Annotated in this window: 14 protein-coding genes; 5 read left to right on the top strand and 9 right to left on the bottom strand. The window is 68.4% G+C overall.

Annotation, left to right across the window (positions count from 1 at the left end; translation table 11 throughout):
- Positions 1-29 precede the first annotated feature (29 nt).
- Complete coding sequence (locus tag HWX00_RS00750) at positions 30-1,913, bottom strand: extracellular solute-binding protein (protein ID WP_059561965.1); 1,884 nt, start codon at positions 1,911-1,913, stop codon at positions 30-32.
- A gap of 150 nt (positions 1,914-2,063) precedes the next feature.
- Positions 2,064-2,429, bottom strand: a complete 366-nt coding sequence (locus HWX00_RS00745) for a hypothetical protein (RefSeq protein ID WP_034188887.1) — start codon at positions 2,427-2,429, stop codon at positions 2,064-2,066.
- A gap of 296 nt (positions 2,430-2,725) precedes the next feature.
- Here HWX00_RS00745 and HWX00_RS00740 point away from each other — a divergent pair, with 296 nt between their 5' ends.
- From HWX00_RS00740 to HWX00_RS00725, 4 genes are all read left to right on the top strand, one after another.
- The gene (locus tag HWX00_RS00740) at positions 2,726-5,944 is read left to right on the top strand and encodes an efflux RND transporter permease subunit (RefSeq protein WP_034188990.1); all 3,219 of its coding nucleotides are present in this window, start codon (positions 2,726-2,728) and stop codon (positions 5,942-5,944) included.
- Positions 5,934-7,109 (top strand): efflux RND transporter periplasmic adaptor subunit, encoded by a 1,176-nt coding sequence (locus tag HWX00_RS00735; protein WP_069245668.1) that lies wholly within the window; start codon positions 5,934-5,936, stop codon positions 7,107-7,109. Before HWX00_RS00740 ends, HWX00_RS00735 begins: the two co-directional genes overlap by 11 nt.
- Positions 7,102-8,517 (top strand): efflux transporter outer membrane subunit, encoded by a 1,416-nt coding sequence (locus HWX00_RS00730; protein WP_175027438.1) that lies wholly within the window; start codon positions 7,102-7,104, stop codon positions 8,515-8,517. Before HWX00_RS00735 ends, HWX00_RS00730 begins: the two co-directional genes overlap by 8 nt.
- A gap of 109 nt (positions 8,518-8,626) precedes the next feature.
- Positions 8,627-8,884, top strand: a complete 258-nt coding sequence (locus tag HWX00_RS00725) for a DUF4148 domain-containing protein (RefSeq protein WP_175027437.1) — start codon at positions 8,627-8,629, stop codon at positions 8,882-8,884.
- A 73-nt stretch (positions 8,885-8,957) separates the two neighbouring features.
- Here the strand turns inward: HWX00_RS00725 and HWX00_RS00720 are convergent, their stop codons facing one another.
- From HWX00_RS00720 to HWX00_RS00710, 3 genes are read right to left on the bottom strand one after another with little or no spacing between them, the layout of a single operon-like run.
- Positions 8,958-9,623, bottom strand: coding sequence for a response regulator transcription factor (locus HWX00_RS00720; protein WP_049033683.1), 666 nt, complete (start codon positions 9,621-9,623; stop codon positions 8,958-8,960).
- Positions 9,624-9,642: 19 nt separating this feature from the next.
- Complete coding sequence (locus HWX00_RS00715; protein ID WP_175027436.1) at positions 9,643-11,034, bottom strand: sensor histidine kinase; 1,392 nt, start codon at positions 11,032-11,034, stop codon at positions 9,643-9,645.
- 11 nt (positions 11,035-11,045) lie between these two features.
- On the bottom strand, positions 11,046-11,720 hold the full coding sequence (locus HWX00_RS00710) for a response regulator transcription factor (RefSeq protein ID WP_034188892.1): 675 nt from the start codon (positions 11,718-11,720) through the stop codon (positions 11,046-11,048).
- Positions 11,721-11,938: 218 nt separating this feature from the next.
- On the opposite strand from HWX00_RS00710, the gene HWX00_RS00705 reads away from it, so the two are divergent.
- Positions 11,939-12,238, top strand: coding sequence for a DUF4148 domain-containing protein (locus tag HWX00_RS00705; protein ID WP_034188893.1), 300 nt, complete (start codon positions 11,939-11,941; stop codon positions 12,236-12,238).
- Positions 12,239-12,351: 113 nt separating this feature from the next.
- On the opposite strand, the gene cyoD is transcribed toward HWX00_RS00705, so the two are convergent.
- The 4 genes from cyoD to cyoA are packed head-to-tail and all read right to left on the bottom strand — an operon-like array spanning position 12,352 to position 16,190.
- Entirely contained in the window at positions 12,352-12,684 is a 333-nt protein-coding gene (gene cyoD, locus HWX00_RS00700) for a cytochrome o ubiquinol oxidase subunit IV (protein ID WP_011352504.1), read from the bottom strand.
- Entirely contained in the window at positions 12,685-13,293 is a 609-nt protein-coding gene (gene cyoC / locus HWX00_RS00695; protein ID WP_034188894.1) for a cytochrome o ubiquinol oxidase subunit III, read from the bottom strand.
- Positions 13,293-15,299: a cytochrome o ubiquinol oxidase subunit I gene (gene cyoB / locus HWX00_RS00690; protein WP_034188895.1), complete on the bottom strand. Its 2,007-nt coding sequence runs from the start codon at positions 15,297-15,299 to the stop codon at positions 13,293-13,295. The genes cyoC and cyoB overlap by 1 nt, the downstream gene beginning before the upstream one ends.
- 3 nt (positions 15,300-15,302) lie before the next feature.
- Positions 15,303-16,190, bottom strand: coding sequence for a ubiquinol oxidase subunit II (gene cyoA, locus HWX00_RS00685; protein WP_034188896.1), 888 nt, complete (start codon positions 16,188-16,190; stop codon positions 15,303-15,305).
- Positions 16,191-16,449 lie beyond the last annotated feature (259 nt).

The raw sequence follows: 16,449 nt of genomic DNA, 5'->3' as shown, positions 1-16,449 counted from the left end.
TGGGCGATTGGACGAAAGGCGGGTGCGGGTCAGTGATCGGGCTTCGCCCACCATGTCGACACGACCCAGCCTTCGGCCGAATAGTACAGCGGCAGCGTCTGCGGATAGGCGAGCGAGCGCTTGTAGGCGATCCGGTGCGTCGTGCTGTACCACTGCGGTACCGCGTAGTAGCCGTGCATCAGCACGCGGTCGAGCGCGTGCGTCGCGTCGAGCAGATCCTCGCGCGTCTGCGCGGTACCGAGCGCGTGCAGCAATGCGTCGACGGCCGGCGACTTCAGCCCGATGAGGTTGTCGGAGCCCGGCTCGTCGGCGAACTTGCTCGCGTAACGCGAATATTGCTCGGCGCCCGGCACCTGCACGCCCGGCAGGCGGATCGTCGTCATGTCGTAGTCGAACGCGTCGAGACGCTTCTGCAGCAGCGCGAAATCGGCCGTGCGAAAACGTACGGCGATGCCGAGCTTCGCGAGGTTGCGCTGGTACGCGGTCACGACGCCTTCCATCGCGCCCCCCGCATCGTCGAGGATCTCGAACGCGAACGGCTCGCCCTTCGCGTTGCGCAGCGCGCCGTCGCGATAGGTCCAGCCGGCCTGCGCGAGCAATGCGCGCGCCTTCAGCAGGTTCGCGCGCAGCGAACCCGGCGGATTCGTGTCCGGCTGCGTGACCATCGGGCCGAACACGGCCGGATCGAGCTGCGCGCGCAGCGGCTCGAGCAGCTTCAGCTCGCCCTCGCCCGGCATGCCGGTCGCCTGCAGGTCGGTGTCGGCGAAATAGCTGTCGAGGCGCGTGTACGCGCTGTAGAACAGCTGGCGGTTCAGCCATTCGAAGTCGAACGCGAGGTCGAGCGCCTGGCGCACGCGCGCGTCGCGAAACAGCGGACGGCGCAGGTTCATGAAGAAACCCTGCATGCCGGCGCCGTTGTGCTGGCGGAATTCGCGCTTGACGAGCTCGCCGCTGTCGAAACGCTTGCCGACGTCGCGCCGCGTCCAGTTGCGCGCGATGTACTCGACGAGCACGTCGTATTCGCCGGCCTTGAACGCCTCGAGCCGCGCGACGCCGTCGCCGTACAGCTTGTAGACGATCCGCTCGAAGTTGTTGGTGCCGATCCGCACCGGCAGGTCGGCGCCCCAGTACGCGGGGTTGCGCCGATAGGTGATCGTGCGGCCGTTGTCGTAGCGCTCGATCAGATACGGGCCGCTGCCGATCGGCTGCTCGAACGCGAGCTGGTCGAACGGGATGCGCGAGCCGTCCGCGCGCACGCCCCACTTGCGCGAGAACACCGGCACGCCGCCGGCGATCAGCGGCAGCTCGCGGTTCGCGCTGCGGAACTCGAAGCGCACGGTGGCCGGATCGACCACCACGGCCTTCGCGATTTCCGCGAAATACGCGCCGAACTGCGGCGCGGCCTGCTTGCTCTTCAGCGTATCGAACGAAAACTTGACGTCGTCGGCCGTGACGCGATCGCCGTTCGAGAAACGCGCGCGCGGATTCAGGTGGAACGTGACCGAACGACGATCGGGCGCGACGTCGATGTCGTCGGCCAGCAGCCCGTAGGCGGATGCCGGTTCGTCCGAGCTGCCGGTCGCAAGGCTCTCGAACAGCATGTCGATGCCCGGCGCCGGATTGCCGCGCATCGTGAACGGATTGAACTTGTCGAACGACGTCAGCCGGTTCGGGTTCGCGAGCACGAGCGTGCCGCCCTTCGGCGCATCGGGGTTGACGTAGTCGAAATGCTTGAAACCCGGCGGATACTTCGGCTCGCCGTACTGCGCGATCGCATAGGCCGCGTGCGCGGCCGGCGTGGCCAGCGCGGCGCATAGCGCAAACGCCGCGGCCGCGCGGCCGGCAGCCCGTACGGCACGCAGCGCGCCGAAACCGGCCCGCACGGCGGCGGCCCGGGGCGAACCCTTCGTCATAGAGGCCCTGTCGGTCGAATGAGGGTAGTAACGTGGGACGATTCTACCCATTCAATCGGCCGGGCCAAAAGAAAACCGCCACGCGGGCGGTTTCCGGTCTTGTTGACGGGCAGACGGCGCGCACGCGTCACGCGCGCGCACCGCGCCATATCAGCGCCAGCCGTTGTGGCGACCGTTGTCCCAGTGACCGTGACCGCGGTCCCAGCCGGGACGCCCGCCATGGTGGCGATACCAGTCGTCGCGGCCCCAGTAGCGGCGGCCGTCCCAGTAGCGGTCGCCGTGCCAGCCGATCACGATCGCCGGTCCCGGCGCGTACACGGGCGCCGGCGCATACACCGGCGCAGGCTGGTAGACGACCGGCGGCGGGGGCGGCGGCGCATACACGGGCGCGGGCGCGACGTAGACCGGCGCCGGCACGCCGACGTTGATCCCGACATTGACTCCCGCCATTGCTGCGCCCGACACGAGCAAGGCCGTCATACCGGTCAAGAGCGAGGCAACACGCAAGGTCTTCATGGATTCCTCTTCTGGTTGTGTCATGTGTGACTGGACTATAACGGCAAGCCCCGCCTCCGCATATTTCAAGTTTGTAAGAACTGATGCGTCACATCGCAACGGAAAGCCCGCGCTAACGTCTTGTAACAATCGGCGCCCGCCCGCCCCCGCCGTGCCCTTTCCTAAAACATCTTTCATCCTGCCTCGCGCCCGGCGTTAAGCGCCGCCTCGCACACTGCGCGAGCCGGATCGGGCGCCCGCCACGCTTCGGCACTTTGCTGACAGGCCGGCGCCCCGCGCCGGCGGAGACCTCGCCGATGCTGAAACTCGTCCGACTCGCGCTCGCGCGCCCCTACACGTTCATCGTCCTCGCGCTGCTGATCCTGATCGCGGGGCCGCTCGCCGCGCTGCGCACGCCGACCGACATATTTCCCGACATCCGGATCCCGGTCATCAGCGTCGTATGGAACTACGCGGGCCTGCAGCCGGCCGACATGTCCGGGCGCATCGTCACGTATTACGAGCGCACGCTCGGCACGACGGTCAACGACGTCGCGCACATCGAGTCGCAATCGTTCCGCAGCTTCGGGATCGTCAAGATCTTCTTCCAGCCGAGCGTCGACATCCGCACCGCGACCGCGCAGGTCACGTCGATCTCGCAAACCGTGCTCAAGCAGATGCCGCCCGGCACCACGCCGCCGCAGATCCTCAACTACAACGCGTCGACGGTACCGGTGCTGCAGCTCGCGCTGACGAGCGACACGCTGAACGAACAGCAGCTCGGCGACTACGCGACCAACGTGATCCGGCCGCAGTTGCTGTCCGTCGCGGGTGTCGCGATTCCGTCGCCGTACGGCGGCAAGGTGCGCCAGGTGCAGATCGACCTCGACCCGCAGGCGCTGCAGGCCAAGGGGCTGTCCGCGCAGGATGTCGCGACCGCGCTCGCGCAGCAGAACCAGATCATCCCGGCCGGCACGCAGAAGATCGGCGGCTTCGAATACAACATCCGCCTCAACGACAGTCCGCTGACCATCGACCAGCTCAACGCGCTGCCGATCCGGACGGTTAACGGCGCGGTGATCTTCATGCGCGACGTCGCGCATGTCCGCGACGGCTTTCCGCCGCAGGGCAACATCGTGCGCGTCGACGGCCGCCGCGCGGTGCTGATGAGCGTGCTGAAAAGCGGCTCGGCGTCGACGCTCGACATCATCGCGGGCGTCAAGGCGCAGTTGCCGCGCATCGAGGCGACGCTGCCGCCGTCGCTGCGGCTCGTCGTGATGGGCGACCAGTCGGTGTTCGTCAAGGGCGCCGTGAGCGGCGTCGCGCGCGAAGGCCTGATCGCCGCGGCGCTCACTTCCGCGATGATCCTGCTGTTTCTCGGCAGCTGGCGCTCGACGCTGATCATCGCCGCATCCATCCCGCTCGCGGTGCTGGCGGCGATCGCCGCGCTGGCGGCCGCGGGCGAGACGCTCAACGTGATGACGCTCGGCGGGCTCGCGCTCGCCGTCGGTATTCTGGTCGACGACGCGACCGTCACGATCGAGAACGTCAACTGGCACCTGGAACAGGGCAAGGACGTGCGCAGCGCGATCCTCGACGGCGCGTCGCAGATCGTCGCGCCGGCCTTCGTGTCGCTGCTGTGCATCTGCATCGTGTTCGTGCCGATGCTGCTGCTCGACGGCGTCGCGCGCTTCCTGTTCGTGCCGATGGCCGAGGCCGTGATCTTCGCGATGATCGCGTCGTTCGTGCTGTCCCGCACGTTCGTGCCGATGATGGCCCGTTACCTGCTGAAGCCGCATGCCGCCCATCCGGCCGCCGTGCTCGCGCCGCACGGCGCGCCGTTCGCGCCGCCGCGCGCACGCAATCCGCTCGTCGCGTTCCAGCAGGGCTTCGAACGCCGCTTCGCCGCGCTGCGCGCCGGCTACCGCGTCGTGCTCGGGCTGGCCCTCGCCCACCGCGGCCGCTTCGTCGCACTGTTCCTCGCCGCGGTCGCCGTGTCGTTCGTGCTGGTGCCGGGGCTCGGCCGCAATTTCTTCCCGTCGGTCGACTCGGGCGAGATCGCGATCCACGTGCGCGCACCGATCGGCACGCGCATCGAGGAAACCGCCGCGCTGTTCGACCGCGTCGAACGCACGGTGCGCGGCGTCGTGCCGCCGCGCGCGCTCGCGAGCATCGTCGACAACATGGGCCTGCCGAACAGCGGGATCAACCTCACGTACAGCAACAGCGGCACGATCGGCCCGCAGGACGGCGACATCCTCGTGTCGCTCACCGGCGACCACGCGCCGACGGCCGGCTACGTGAAGCAACTGCGCACCGCGCTGCCGCGCGCGTTTCCGGGCGTGACGTTCTCGTTCCTGCCCGCCGACATCGTGAGCCAGATCCTCAACTTCGGCGCCCCCGCGCCGATCGACGTGCAGGTGACCGGCCCCGACCGGGCAGCCAACCGCGCGTACGCGACCGAGCTGCTGCGCCGCATCCGCACGGTGCCGGGCGTCGCCGATGCGCGCGTGCAGCAGGCGTCGACCTATCCGCAGTTCACGGTGTCGGTCGACCGCGCGCGCGCCGCGCAGCTCGGCGTCACCGAGCAGGACGTCACCAATGCGGTGGTCGCCAGCCTGTCCGGCACGAGCCAGGTGTCGCCGACCTACTGGCTCGATCCGCACAACGGCGTGTCCTATCCGATCGTCGCGCAGACGCCGCAGTACCGGATGACGTCGCTGTCGGACCTGCGCGCGTTGCCCGTCACGGGCCGCACGGGCGCCCCGCAACTGCTCGGCGGCCTCGCGACGATCGTGCGCGGTCAGACCGACGCGGTCGTCTCGCACTACGACATCGCGCCGCTGTACGACATCTTCGCGACGACGCAGGATCGCGATCTCGGCGCGGTCAGCGCCGACATCGAACGCGTGCTGCGCGCGAATGCCGCCGGCCTGCCGAAGGGCTCGCGCGTGACCGTGCGCGGCCAGGTGCAGACGATGAACGGCGCATTCGGCGGACTGCTCGCCGGCCTCGCCGGCGCGGTGCTGCTGATCTACCTGCTGATCGTCGTGAACTTCCATTCGTGGCGCGACGCGTTCGTGATCGTGAGCGGGCTGCCCGCGGCGCTCGCCGGCATCGTCTGGATGCTGTTCGTCACGCGCACGCCGCTGTCGGTGCCGGCGCTGACGGGCGCGATCCTGTGCATGGGGGTCGCGACCGCGAACAGCATCCTCGTCGTCACCTTCGCGCGCGAACGGCTCGCGCACACCGCCGACGCGGCCGTCGCCGCGCTCGAGGCCGGCTTCACGCGCTTTCGGCCCGTGATGATGACCGCGCTCGCGATGATCATCGGCATGGCGCCGATGGCGCTCGGTCTCGGCGACGGCGGCGAACAGAACGCCCCGCTCGGCCGCGCGGTCATCGGCGGCCTGCTGTGCGCGACCGTCGCGACGCTGGTGTTCGTGCCGGTCGTGTTCAGCCTCGTCCACCGGCGCGATCGCGCGCCGCGCCCCGAATCCCTTTCCGTCACTCCGGGAGAACAGCATGTCCACTGAATTCGAAGTCCGTCCCCCCGGCACGCCGCGCTACCTGAAGCCGCTCGCGATCGCAGGCGCCGTCGCCGCGCTCGCGGTCGCGGCCGCCGGCGTCCTCGCCCGCGTGCACGATGCCCATGCGGTCGCCGCGTGGACCGCGCAGCAAGCGATCCCGACCGTCGCCACGGTCGCGCCGCAGCCGGCCGCGGCCGACGCACTCGTGCTGCCGGGCCGGCTCGACGCCTATGTCGACGCCCCGATCTACGCACGCGTGCCGGGCTACCTGCATGCGTGGTACGCGGACATCGGCGCGCACGTGAAGGCGGGCCAGCTGCTTGCGTCGATCGACACGCCCGATCTCGACCAGCAGTTGCAGCAGGCCCGCGCGGACCTGCAAAGCGCGAGCGCGAACGAGCGGCTCGCCGCGATCACGGCCGCCCGCTGGGCCGAGATGCTTGCGCAGGATTCGGTGTCGCAGCAGGAGGCCGACGAGAAACGCAGCGACCTCGATGCGAAACGCGCGGCCGTCGCCGCGCGCACCGCCGACGTACGGCGGCTCGAAGCGCTCGAATCGTTCAAGCGGCTCACCGCGCCGTTCGACGGCGTCGTGACGGCCCGCAAGACCGACGTCGGCGCGCTGATCGACGCGGGCAGCGGCAACGGCGCCGAGCTCTTCACCGTGTCGGATGCGCGGCGACTGCGGCTGTACGTCCACGTGCCGCAGGACGACGCGGCCGCGATCCGCGCGGGCATGCAGGCCGTGCTGACCGTACCCGAGCGCCCGGGCCAGACGTTCGACGCCACGCTCGCGGATTCCGCGCAGTCGATCGACCCGGCGTCCGGCACGCTGCTCGCGCAGTTTTCGATCGCCAATCCGGCGGGCACGCTCTTTCCCGGCGAATACGCGCAGGTGCGGCTTGCGATGCCCGGCGCCGCGCATGCGCTGACGATTCCGGCCAGTACGCTGATCTTCCGCCACGACGGGTTGCAGATCGCGGTGCTCGACGCGAACGGGCATGCGAGGTTGCGCAACGTGTCGATCGCGACCGATCTCGGCACGCGCGTCGAGATCGCCTCGGGACTCGCGGCCGGCGATCGCGTGATCGACAATCCGCCCGATTCGCTCGCGGACGGCGACCCCGTACGCATCGCCGGCACCGCGACGACGGAGCACGCACATGGCTGACCGACTGCTTGCCGCATGGCTGGGCAGCATCGCGCTGCTCGCCGGCTGTTCGCTCGCACCGGCCTACCGCGTGCCGGCCGTTCCGGTGCCGGCCGCGTTTCGCGAAACGGGCCCGTGGGTCGATGCCGCGCCGGCCGACCGCCTGCCGCGCGACGGCTGGTGGCGCGTGTACGGCGACGCGACGCTCGACCGGCTCGAACCGCTCGTCGCACGCGCGAATCCCGACCTCGCGGCCGCCGTCGCGCGGCACGACGAGGCGACCGCGCTGTTCGACGAAGCGCATGCGGCGTTGCTGCCGAGCGTGGGTATCGAAGCCGAACCCGACCGCGACCGGCAGTCGGCGCGCCGGCCGCTGCGCGGCAGCGGCCAGCCCGACGTCTACGAGTCGAACACGCTCGAAGCCGGCATCGGCTACGACGTCGATCTGTGGGGCAAGGTCCGCAACACGGTCGCGGCCGGCCGCGACGACGCGCAGGCGGCCGACGACGATCTCGCGTCGGTCCGGCTCAGCCTGCAGGCCAGCGTGGCCGCCACCTACTTCGACCTCGCGGGCCTCGACCGCGAAGCGGCCACGCTCACGCAAACGATCGACACGTATCGCCGCGCGTGGCAACTCACGGTCAGCCGTCATCGCGGCGGCCTCGCGTCGGGGCTCGACGTGTCGCGCGCACGGACACAACTCGCGCTCGCCCGGGCACGCGCCTCCGACATCGCCGCCCGCCGCGCACTCGACGAACACGCGATCGCCGCGCTCGTCGGCACATCCGCGTCGACGTTCACGCTGCCGCCCGTCGCGGCGCTGCCCGGCGTGCCGGCGATTCCGACCGGCCTCGCGTCGACGCTGCTCGAACGCCGGCCGGACATCGCCGCCGCCGAACGTCGCGTCGCGGCGGCGAACGCGCGGATCGGCGTCGCCCGCGCCGCCTATTTCCCCGACCTGTCGCTCGGCCTCGCTGCCGGCTTCCAGAGCGATACGTTTTCGCCGTGGCTCGCCGCGCCGAACGAGATCTGGTCGATCGGGCCGCGTCTCGCGGCGACGCTGTTCGACGGCGGCCTGCGCGCCGCGGGCGTACGCAAGTCACGTGCGCAATTCGCCGAGCAGGGCGCGCGCTATCGCGCCGTCGTGCTGCAGGCATTCCGGGAAGTCGAGGACGATCTCGCGCTGCTGCACCGCCTCGGCGACGAATCCGACCAGGACGACGCGGCGCTCGTCGCGGCGCGGCAGTCGCTCGCACTCGCGATGTCGCGCTATCGCGACGGCGCGGTCAGCTATCTCGACGTGGTCACGGCGCAGACGACCGAACTCGATACGCAGATCGCGTCGCTCGATGCCGACGCGCGACGCCTGCAGGCATCCGTCGGGCTCGTGCGCGCGCTCGGCGGCGGCTGGCACGGCACGCATTCATGAACGTTTCTTCATCGGCCCGCCCGGCGCCCGCACGGGCGCGCCCGATAACGTGGTGCCTGCCGGCATCGCCATCACGTCACCGGCTACTTCACTTGAAAAGGACCACGCCATGAAGACCCTGATGTTCACCTCCCTCCTCTGCACCCTCTGCGTCACGTTGCCCGGCCGGGCCAGCGCGATGCCGCCCGCCGCGGCGACCGCACCGCACACGTTCGCGTCGGCCGCACCCGCACCGCTGCCGTCGCGACCGGCATGGGCGGCCTCGCCAGCCGCGCCGCTCACGCGCGCGCAGGTCTATCGCGAACTCGTCCACGCCGAACGCGACGGGCAGCTCGCGCAACTCAACCGCGAACTGTATTCGCACTGACTGCACGCACACGGACGTGTCGCGCGACGCGCGGCACGCCTGCGCTCGTCGCACGCAACGCGCTACCGCGCCGTCATCCGCCCGCGTCGAACCTGAACCCGAATCGCGCGACGGTCTCGATTCGCGCGGAGAATGCGTGGGCGGCCAGCTTGCGCCGTAACCGCACGACCAGCGCATTGACCGTTTCGGGTTCGATATCGGCGTCGCCCCATGCGTAACGCAGCACGGCGTCGCGCCCGACCGGCCGGCCCGATTCGCGCAGCAGGCATTCGACGAGACGGAATTCCCGCGCACTGAGCGCGAGCCGCCTGCCGTGCTCCTCGAGCGCTCGCGTCGCCGCGTCGAGCCGGACCGGCTCGCGCGTCCCGATCGCGCCGGTCCGGCGCCACAGCGCGCGCAACCGTTCGTGCAGCTCGACGAACGAACACGGATGGGCAAGACACACGTCGCACCCGGCCTGCAGCATCCGCGCGCGCTGCACGGGCGTGGCGCCGGTGACGATCGCGGCGATCGTCGCGCCGCCGGCCGACACGGCAAGGTGCGGCAATCCCGTGAGGATCGCCGGATCGGCCGCCGCATCGGGTGCAACGATCACGATGGCGTCGAAGCGGTCCTGCGTCGCCGCGAAGCAGCCGTCGCGCCATCCGTCGACCCGCTCGACGCCGTGCATGCTCTCGCGAAACGCCTTGTCGAGCCGCGCGGCCTCCGGCGTCGACGGAGCAATCAGCAGGATGCGCATCGATCGCTCCCCGGCGCCGTCACGCGAGCGAGCGCGGCCAGCATTCGACCGTGATCGCCGTGCCGGCCGGCTGCGCATCGCCGATCCGCAGTGCGAAATCGTGCACGCGCATCACGGCCGACACCACGCTCAAGCCGAGCCCCGACCCGTTCACGTGGCGCGTGCGCTCGCCGCGATAGAAGCGTTCGAGCACCGCGTCGCGCTCGCCTGGCGGGATGCCCGGACCGGTGTCCTCGAACCGGACGAGCGGGCCGTTCGGCGTCGTGTGGAGCACGACGTGCACGCGCCCGCCCGGCGGCGTGAACTTGATGGCATTGTCCGCGAGATTGCTGAACGCCTCGAACAGCAATGCGCGGTCGCCGTGAATGCCGTCGACGCGTGCGGCATCGAGTTCGAACGACACGTCGACGGCTTCGGCCAGCGGCTCGTAGAGGTCGCACACGTCGCGCAGCAACGCCGCGACGTCGACCGCGGCAAAGCCGCCGCGCCGGCTCAGCGTGCCGATCTCCGAGATGCGCAGCATCGCGCGAAAGCGTTCGAGCAGCCGGTCGGTTTCGTCGCGCGCGGACGCCAGCAGTGCCGCCGACGCAGGATCGTCCGCGCAGAACGGCTGGTCGGCCAGCCGCGCCAGCATCGTATGCACGCGTGCGAGCGGCGTGCGCAGGTCGTGCGCGATGCCGTCGCAGGTATGGCGCACCTCGCCCATCAGCCGCTCGACTTCGTCGAGCATGTGGTTCACGAGATGCGCGAGCAGGTCGAGTTCGTCGTAGCGGCCGACCGGCAGCCGCTTGCCGAGATCGCCTTCGGCGATCTGCCGCGTGACGCGCCGGATCGCGGCGACGCGGCGCATCTGCCGCATGCCGAGCATGCTGCCGCCCGCGATGCCCGCGATCAGGATCATCACGCCGCCGATCACGAGCCCGCGGATCGCGACATCGCGAATCTGGATGAAATGCGACAGGTCGCGCGCGACGACCAGTGTCATCCCGTTGTCGCGGCGCACGGCCATCGCGCGCGTGATCGGCGCGGGCTGGCCGTCGAGCGGCGCGAGCGTGCGGTTCAGCGTGCGGCCGTCGCGATCCGCGCGCAGCGCGGGCAGCGTCGCGATGTCGCCAGCCACGCGATGCCCGGCCGCGTCGAACAGCCCGTAGAAACTCGTATGCATGCGCTCGTGCTCGAGCCGCCGGTGGATCGCGAGCGGCAGCGCCGCATCGGGGATCGAATCGAAATAGATCAGCTGCCACGCGAGCACCTCGTCGGTGTCGTGCGTCATCGTGTGTGTCGCCGCCGCGTTGATGACGCCCGCGAGCAGCAGCAGCGACACCGAGAAGATCGCCGCATACGCGCACAGCCAGCGAAACGTCGTCGTATGCCAGCGGCGCGTGAAATTCGCCGCGCGAGCCGTGTCCATCGCCGCCTCCGTCACGCGAGCATGTAGCCCGAGCCGCGCACCGTCTGGATCATCGGTTCCGCGCCCGGCGGATCGATCTTCTTGCGCAGCCGGCCCATGTGGACGTCGATCAGATTGGTGCCGGGATCGAAGTGATAACCCCACACGGTCTCGAACAGCATCGTGCGCGTGATCGTCTGGCCCGCGTTGCGCATCATGAACTCGAGCACGCGAAATTCGGTCGGCAGCAGCGGAATCTCGTCGCCGCCGCGCCGTGCGCAGCGCGAAATGAGGTCGAGCTCGAGTGCGCCGACCTTCAGCAGCGTCTGCTGCGGCACGCCCGATGCCTGCCGACGGCGCAGCAGCACCTCGATGCGCGCGCTCAGCTCGCCGGAATCGAACGGCTTCGTCAGGTAATCGTCGCCGCCCGCGCGCAGACCGCGGATGCGCTCGTCGACATCGCCGAGCGCACTCAGCATCAGCACCGGCGTATCGATGCCGACCGTGCGCATCGCGGTCAGGATCGCGAGGCCGTCCGCGCCCGGCAGCATCCGGTCGAGCGTGATCGCGTCGTACGATGCGCTCATCGCGCGCATCATCCCTTCGCGGCCGTTGTCGATCCAGTCGACCTCGAACCCGCGCGCGGTCAGCTCGCCGACGATCTCGTTCGCGGTCACCGCATCGTCCTCGACCGTCAGTACTCGCATGATTGTCCTCTCAATGAACGTCGCGACGGGCGCACACGACGCGCCCGCGACTATCGTAGGCGACGCGCGCGCCGTCCGGCGTTACATGAAAAATGCTTCATCCCGCGCCGCGACCAGCACGCGTGAAACATGTTTCATCCGTGCGTCGCCCGCCTCGTCGTGCGGGCCGCCTACGCTGACGTCATGCGGCATCGAGCCGCGCAACCAGGAGCCACCGGATGAAACTGTCGACCACCGTCGCCTGCATGCTGCTCGCATGCGCCAGCACCGCCGCGTTCGCGGGCCCCCGCCTCACCCCGCAGGAATGTCGTGCGTACCCGTTCGTTCACACGGGCCACGACGTCACGCATGCGGACCTCGTGCGCGAACTGACCGAGCTCGAACAGGTCGGCTACAACCCGGCTCACGCGAGCCCCTACTACCCCGACGATCTCGACGATGCGAAGCAGCGCCTCGCCGCCGAATACCGCGCGGACTGCACCCATGCGCTGACGGCCGACGCCGGCGTGCGGCACTGACCGCGCACGGCCCGGCGCAACGCGGCCGGGGGAGAAATGAAAAAGGCGGCACGCGAGTGCCGCCTTTTCGTCATGAGCGCGCATGGATATCGACCGCCGCGCCGCGACGCCGCTCAACGCGACATCATGTTCATGCTGACGTTGTGCATCACCCACAACGTGCCGACGATCAGGATCGCCGCGGTCAGCACCGTGTAGCTGAACGCCATCACGTTCCAGCGCTGGCCCGACGAGCCGTTCATGTGCAGGAAGTACACGAGGTGCACGACGATCTGCACGAAGGCGAGCACGGCCAGCGCGATCAGCGACGCATGCGGCGACAGCACGCCGCCCATCACGAGGCCGAACGACGCGGCCGTGAGCAGCACCGACAGAATGAAGCCGGCGACGTAGCCGCCGACGCTGCCGTGCCCTTCTTCGAGTTGAGACGAATGCGAATGGGCCATTTAGATCACGCTCGCGAGATAGACAAAGGAAAACACGCAGATCCACACGATGTCGAGGAAGTGCCAGAACAGGCTCAGGCACGTGAGGCGCCGCAGGTCGCGATCGGTCAGGTCGCCGCCGCGGAACACGATCTGCCCGGCGAGCACGATCATCCACAGCAGGCCGGCCGTCACATGCAGCCCGTGCGTGCCGACCAGCGTGAAGAACGCCGACAGGAACGCGCTGCGCTGCGGGCCCGCGCCTTCCGCGATCAGGTGCGAGAACTCGCGCAGTTCCATCGCGAGAAACGCCGCGCCGAGCACGAACGTCACCGCGAGCCATGCGAGCAGCGCGCCGCGCCGCTGCTTGTACGCCGCGAGCATCGCGAAACCGTACGTGATGCTCGACAGCAGCAGCGCGGCGGTTTCCACCGCGACGCCCGGAATGTCGAACAGCTCCTTCGCGGTCTGGCCGCCCGCGTACTGGTGGCCCAGCACCGCGAACGTCGCGAACAGCGCCGCGAAGATCACGCAGTCGGTCATCAGGTACAGCCAGAAACCGAACACCGAATGCGACGGCGGATGGTCGTCGTGCTCGAGCAGGGTCGCGCTCAAGGTTTTCTGCAACATCAGTTGGCCTCCAGTTCCACGTCGTCGACGCGCGCGGCCGTGCGCGTCGTCGGCTGCTTGTCCTCGATCTTCCGCACCGTCGACGCGGGGATGTAATAACCGTCGTTATCGCGCGAGCTGTAGATCACGAGCGTCGCGATGATCCCGACGAGCCCGCCGATCGCCATCCACCAGATGTGCCACACCAGCGCGAAGCCGAGCACCAGGCTGAAGATCGCGATCACGAGACCCGCGCAGGTATTCGACGGCATGTGGATGTCGCGGAACGTCGCCGGGTTCGGCCGCCCTTCGCCGCGTGCCTTCATGTCCGCGTACGCGTCGAGCGTGCGCACCTGCGGGATCACCGCGAAGTTGTAGTCGGCCGGCGGCGACGACGTCGCCCACTCCAGCGTGCGGCCGCCCCACGGATCGCCCGTCGTGTCGCGATACTCGGGCAGGTGGCGATTGCGGATGCTGACCACCAGTTGCAGCAGCTGGCACGCGATGCCGATCGCGATCAGCACGGCGCCGAACGCGGCGACCAGCAGCCACGGATGCCAGGCCGGGTTGTCGTAGTGGTTCAGGCGGCGCGTCATGCCCATGAAGCCGAGCACGTAGAGCGGCACGAACGCGACGTAGAAGCCGATCTGCCAGAACCAGAACGCGGCCTTGCCGAGCTTCTCGTTCAGCTTGAAGCCGAACGCCTTCGGGAACCAGTAGTTGAAGCCCGCGAGATAGCCGAACAGCACGCCGCCGATGATCACGTTGTGAAAGTGCGCAATCAGGAACAGGCTGTTGTGCAGCACGAAGTCCGCGCCGGGAATCGCCATCATCACGCCGGTCATGCCGCCGAGCGTGAACGTGACCATGAAGCCGATCGTCCACAGCACGGGCGTCGTGAATTCGATCCGGCCGCGATACATCGTGAACAGCCAGTTGAACACCTTCACGCCGGTCGGGATCGCGATGATCATCGTCATGATCCCGAAGAACGCGTTCACGTTCGCCCCGGAGCCCATCGTGAAGAAGTGATGCAGCCACACGAGGAACGACAGCACCATGATCGCGCAGGTCGCGTACACCATCGTCTTGTAGCCGAACAGCGGCTTCTTCGCGAACGTCGCGATCACTTCCGAGAAGATCCCGAACGCCGGCAGGATCAGGATGTACACCTCCGGATGGCCCCACGCCCAGATCAGGTTCAGGTACAGCATCGCGTTGCCGCCGGCGTCGTTCGTGAAGAAGTGCATGCCGAGGTAACGGTCGAGGCCGAGCAGCGCGAGCGTCGCGGTCAGGATCGGGAACGACGCCATGATCAGCACGTTCGTGCAGAGCGCGGTCCACGTGAACACCGGCATCTTCATCAGCGTCATGCCGGGCGCGCGCATCTTGATGATCGTCACGAAGAAGTTCACGCCGGTCAGCAGCGTGCCGACGCCCGAGATCTGCAGCGCCCACAGGTAGTAGTCGACCCCTACCCCCGGACTGAACTGCAGCTCCGACAGCGGCGGGTACGCGAGCCAGCCCGTCTGCGCGAATTCGCCGATCACGAGCGACACGTTGATCAGGATCGCGCTGACGGCCGTCATCCAGAACGAGAGCGAGTTGATGAACGGGAACGCGACGTCGCGCGCGCCGATCTGCAGCGGCACGATCAGGTTCATCAGGCCGACCATGAACACCATCGCCATGAAGAAGATCATGATCACGCCGTGCGCCGTGAAGACCTGGTCATAGTGGTGCGGCGGCAGGTAGCCGGGCCCGTTGTACGCGAGCGCGAGCTGCATGCGCATCATGATCGCGTCGGCGAAGCCGCGCAGCAGCATGATCAGCGCGACGATGATGTACATCACGCCGAGTCTCTTGTGGTCGACCGTGGTCAGCCATTCCGTCCACAGCCATTTCCACCGGCCGGTGATCGTCAGCGCGGCGAGAATGCCCAGCACGACCAGCCCCATGAAGGCGCCTGCCCCCATGATGATGGGCTGATCGAACGGGATCGCCGAAAGTGTGAGTTTGCCGAACATGCGTTACCCCTTCGTGCCGCAGGCGGCGTCCTTCAGGTCGAGGACGTGGCCATCGTTGTATTTCGCGATGATGTTGTGGAAGAGCCGCGGATCGACCGACGAGAAGTAGCGCACCGGCGCCTTCTCGCTCGGCTGCGCGACGGTGCCGTACACGGTCGCGTCGAGCCGGTCCGGCGACGCCTTGACCTTCTGCACCCAGGCATCGAACTGTTCGCGCGGCTCCGCGAGCGTGCGGAACTTCATGTCGGAGAAACCGCGGCCGCTGAAGTTGGCGGACGTGCCCGCGTAGTTGCCGGGTTCGTCGGCGATCAGGTGCAGGCGCGTCTGCATCCCGGCCATCGCGTAGACCTGGCCGCCGAGCTGCGGAATGAAGAACGAGTTCATCACCGAATCCGACGTGATGCGGAAATTCACCGGCGTGCCCACCGGAATCGCGAGCTGGTTCACCGACGCGATGCCGAGCTCCGGATAGATGAACAGCCACTTCCAGTCGAGCGCGACGACCTCGACGTCGATCGGCTTCACCGACGACTCGAGCGGCTTGTACGGGTCGAGCTCGTGCGTGGTCTTCCACGTGAGCACCCCAAGGAACAGGATGATCAGCGTCGGCACCGTCCAGATCACGACCTCGATCGCGGTCGAATGCGACCAGTTCGGCGCATAGGTCGCGTTCCGGTTCGATGCGCGATATCGCCACGCGAACCACAGCGTGAGCAGGATCACCGGCACGACGACGACCAGCATCGCCCAGGTGGACGTCGCGATCAGTGCCTTTTCGGCGGCGCCCACGCTACCTTTCGGATTTAGTACATCTAAATTACAGCCTGACAGGCTCAACGCCGCGCCGATCGACATCAGCGCCGCCCAGCCTCTTGAAGCTTTTCTTTTCATCACACAGCCCGAGGGTCATTGAATCCGTTTGCGTATGCCCGATGCGCATTCGATCCACGAAAGTGGCCGAATCATACGTCGCGCGGGTGTGACGAAAAACCGGTGGATGCGGCAAATCATCATTGCAAAATCTGCCGTGAGTCACATTGTCGCGGGGCAATCTCACGCAGCCGGAAGCCGGCCCGGCGCCCCTGCGCCGGACCTCGATCGATGTGCGCGCAACGACCGCGTCGCCAAGCGATGCGGCCTGCGTGGGGCG

Origin of the sequence: Burkholderia seminalis DSM 23518 (genome assembly GCF_902832885.1) — a bacterium.
Taxonomy (GTDB): Bacteria; Pseudomonadota; Gammaproteobacteria; order Burkholderiales; family Burkholderiaceae; genus Burkholderia; species Burkholderia seminalis.
Note: the sequence above shows the minus strand (reverse complement) of the source record. Positions and strands in the feature narration are given on the sequence as shown.

Coding starts and splice junctions, on each gene's coding strand:
- HWX00_RS00750 (WP_059561965.1), bottom strand. CDS start 1,913: ATGACGAAGGGTTCGCCCCGGGCCGCCGCCGTGCGGGCCGGTTTCGGC.
- HWX00_RS00745 (WP_034188887.1), bottom strand. CDS start 2,429: ATGAAGACCTTGCGTGTTGCCTCGCTCTTGACCGGTATGACGGCCTTG.
- HWX00_RS00740 (WP_034188990.1), top strand. CDS start 2,726: ATGCTGAAACTCGTCCGACTCGCGCTCGCGCGCCCCTACACGTTCATC.
- HWX00_RS00735 (WP_069245668.1), top strand. CDS start 5,934: ATGTCCACTGAATTCGAAGTCCGTCCCCCCGGCACGCCGCGCTACCTG.
- HWX00_RS00730 (WP_175027438.1), top strand. CDS start 7,102: ATGGCTGACCGACTGCTTGCCGCATGGCTGGGCAGCATCGCGCTGCTC.
- HWX00_RS00725 (WP_175027437.1), top strand. CDS start 8,627: ATGAAGACCCTGATGTTCACCTCCCTCCTCTGCACCCTCTGCGTCACG.
- HWX00_RS00720 (WP_049033683.1), bottom strand. CDS start 9,623: ATGCGCATCCTGCTGATTGCTCCGTCGACGCCGGAGGCCGCGCGGCTC.
- HWX00_RS00715 (WP_175027436.1), bottom strand. CDS start 11,034: ATGGACACGGCTCGCGCGGCGAATTTCACGCGCCGCTGGCATACGACG.
- HWX00_RS00710 (WP_034188892.1), bottom strand. CDS start 11,720: ATGCGAGTACTGACGGTCGAGGACGATGCGGTGACCGCGAACGAGATC.
- HWX00_RS00705 (WP_034188893.1), top strand. CDS start 11,939: ATGAAACTGTCGACCACCGTCGCCTGCATGCTGCTCGCATGCGCCAGC.
- cyoD (WP_011352504.1), bottom strand. CDS start 12,684: ATGGCCCATTCGCATTCGTCTCAACTCGAAGAAGGGCACGGCAGCGTC.
- cyoC (WP_034188894.1), bottom strand. CDS start 13,293: ATGTTGCAGAAAACCTTGAGCGCGACCCTGCTCGAGCACGACGACCAT.
- cyoB (WP_034188895.1), bottom strand. CDS start 15,299: ATGTTCGGCAAACTCACACTTTCGGCGATCCCGTTCGATCAGCCCATC.
- cyoA (WP_034188896.1), bottom strand. CDS start 16,190: ATGAAAAGAAAAGCTTCAAGAGGCTGGGCGGCGCTGATGTCGATCGGC.